Raw genomic sequence first — 2,688 nt, 5'->3', positions numbered from 1 at the left:
AAAACAACAAAAAAGATCTCCCACACGAGGAGATCTCCAAAGGATAGAAACTATCCTTCAACACCATTTGACAAACTTCCAGTTTATGAGCAATGGCGCGGAGGTTATTGATAAATCTTAATAAAAAGATAAAGGCCGTCAACAATTTAATCGAGTGAAGGATCCAATTGGTCTGTTTAAATTCTGCGAAGCGCTAACCGTATTGGGCTAACTTTTAACGGCTCCGGCAACCAGAAAACTGATATCGAGTGGTGTCACGTCGTTGGTTAGATTGCCAATCGAAATGAAGTCGGCGCCGCAGCCCTTAAAGGTGCTGATTGATTCGGCGGTGATCCCTCCAGATGCTTCGACCTTAATCGTTTTTGGGACGAGCTGGCGCCACTGCTTGATCGTTTCAGGGTTCTGATTATCAAACATGATGACATTGGCACCGCCAGCAACGGCTTGGCGAAGTTCTTCTTCGGTTTCCACTTCGACCTCAACTGGGGTGAGGGGGCCGACATGCCGTTTAACGGCCGCAAGCGCCTGGGTCACCCCGCCCGCTAAGGCAATATGGTTGTCCTTTAACATAATCCCGCCAGTTAGGTCAAAACGGTGATTGAAGCCGCCGCCAACGCTGACGGCGTACTTATCAAATAATCGCAAGCCGGGAGCAGTTTTACGAGTATCCGTAATTCGAATGGTCGCATCGTCCAATAGCTTGACGAAGTGTGTCGTCTGGGTGGCAATCCCGCTCATTCGCTGAATTAAGTTAAGGGTGACCCGTTCACCAGATAGTAGGGTTTGGGCTGTCCCGGAAACTGTGCCAATGATGTCGCCGGCCTTAACCGGAGCGCCTTCCGGAATTCGTGGTTTATAGGTTGCGTGACCCAGTAAGTCATAAGTTGCCTGGGGAATTTCTTGACCGCAAATAATGCCACTCTGCTTGGCGATAAATGATCCAGATAGGGGGGTTCCGCCTGGCAGAAACGCGACACTGAGATCCCCGAAACCTAAATCTTCTTTCAAAAATTCGCTGATTTTTTCCTTTAAGACGATGGGATTCATTGGTTGACCTCCCCGTTAGGTTGCTGATCAGCGCTGGGCAATGCCAAAACGGCAATCGAACCGATCAACAGTGAAACCATAAAAATGACGAAGATAATACTAATACTAATTTGGTGATCCATTAAGACCCCAATTAAGAGGGGGCCAAAGATTGCGCCGATGCGGCCAATTCCTTGCGCCATGCCGGTCATGGTTCCCCGAATATTGTGAGCATAGAGTTCCGGCGTCAATGCGATAATGGCCCCGTATGCCCCTAAGTTAAAGAAGGAAAGGACACAGCCAGAAATCACGATGAGAAGGGCTGACGCTGATTGGCCAAACATGATGGCGCCAAAGGCCGTTCCCAGCATATAAATGGCAAAGACGTACTTGACCCGAATGCGCTTGGCTAACCACGATGCGCAGAGGTACCCCGGTAATTGGGCAACGACGATGATCGTGGTGTAACCAAAGCTGTTCACGATACCATAGCCCTTATCAACCATGATACTTGGTAACCACATGAACATACCGTAGTAACTGAACATCACCATAAACCAAGCAAGCCAAAGCATCAGTGTCCAGGGTTTAAAAGTGGTTTTCAGACTAACAAGCCAGTGTTGAGTTCCGGTGCTCTTCGGTGCTGTTTCATGAATGTGTTTTCGTAAAACAATTGCAAAAACCCCGGCGATTGCGGTTACCACAAGAATTCCCCGCCATCCTAGAACCGGCGTTAGGAGAAATGATAAAAATGACGCCACCAACCAGCCGAGGGCCCAAAAACTATCTGCCAGAATTAGCATCTGCGAACGTTTAGTCCCCCTGTAAATGTCGGCAATGTAGGTGGCCGCAACCGGTAATTCCCCGCCAAGCCCCATGCCAACGAAGAAGCGAATGCCTAAAAATGTGTAAAAACCTGGTGAGATGGCCAAAATCAGGTTGCCGATTGAGAATGTCAGCAAGGTGGCGATCAAGGTATTCTTGCGGCCAATCCGATCGGCTAAGTGGCCAAAGTAAAATCCACCACAGACCATGCCAATGGTGCTGACTGAACTAATCAGGCCGGTTTGTGAATTAGATAGTGCCCATTGCTGATGGACGATGGGCATAATAAATGATAGCAACCCGACGTCCATGGCATCAAATAACCAAGCCGTGCCAATAATTAAGAAGATGAACGTGGGGCGTTGTTGCGTGTTATCCATAATAAATGCAAGCTCCCTTCAATTAATAAAAGTACCAAGTACTTTTAAACGAGTAAAATAAAAGTAGGTTTTACTTTAAATAAGAGAATACACGGATTCTGTGAAAACATCAAGTAAGGTAGATTGTAAAATTAATCCGAACGCTGTTCGGACAAAAAAGATCAGCTTCCTTTAAAATGGTGTTTACCACAAACCCATCTTTTAGGAGCTGATCTTTTGTCTAGTATAACCTATTCCGAACGAATTAAAATCGAAACCTTTTGTGAACTAGGGCTGTCCAATATCCAAATGGGCGTTCGGCTGAACCAATCACCGTCAACAATTTCTTATGAATTATCTCGATGTCAACCTTATCAGGCTGAATTAGCACAAACAAATGCCGAATACAAGCGATCACGATGTGGTCGGAAAACTAAGCTGAGCGATGAGTTAAAGCAAAAAATTCTCAACCATTTAC

At 46.4% G+C, this 2,688-nt stretch carries 3 protein-coding genes; 1 reads left to right on the top strand and 2 read right to left on the bottom strand.

Annotated features, from left to right (window positions below; genetic code table 11):
- Nucleotides 1–207 precede the first annotated feature (207 nt).
- Both nadC and KTE19_RS13365 read right to left on the bottom strand, forming a co-directional pair.
- Nucleotides 208–1,047, bottom strand: a complete 840-nt coding sequence (nadC, locus tag KTE19_RS13370) for a carboxylating nicotinate-nucleotide diphosphorylase (protein ID WP_057962187.1) — start codon at nucleotides 1,045–1,047, stop codon at nucleotides 208–210.
- Nucleotides 1,044–2,231, bottom strand: a complete 1,188-nt coding sequence (locus KTE19_RS13365) for an MFS transporter (protein ID WP_057962186.1) — start codon at nucleotides 2,229–2,231, stop codon at nucleotides 1,044–1,046. The genes nadC and KTE19_RS13365 overlap by 4 nt, the downstream gene beginning before the upstream one ends.
- A gap of 216 nt (nucleotides 2,232–2,447) precedes the next feature.
- On the opposite strand from KTE19_RS13365, the gene KTE19_RS13360 reads away from it, so the two are divergent.
- Nucleotides 2,448–2,688, top strand: a 241-nt coding sequence (locus tag KTE19_RS13360) for a helix-turn-helix domain-containing protein (protein WP_217342498.1), incomplete at its 3' end; no start/stop codon positions are given.

It is taken from the genome of Lentilactobacillus dabitei, from assembly GCF_019061365.1.
Taxonomy (GTDB): domain Bacteria; phylum Bacillota; class Bacilli; order Lactobacillales; family Lactobacillaceae; genus Lentilactobacillus; species Lentilactobacillus dabitei.
This window is presented reverse-complemented; position numbering and strand designations above follow the sequence as displayed.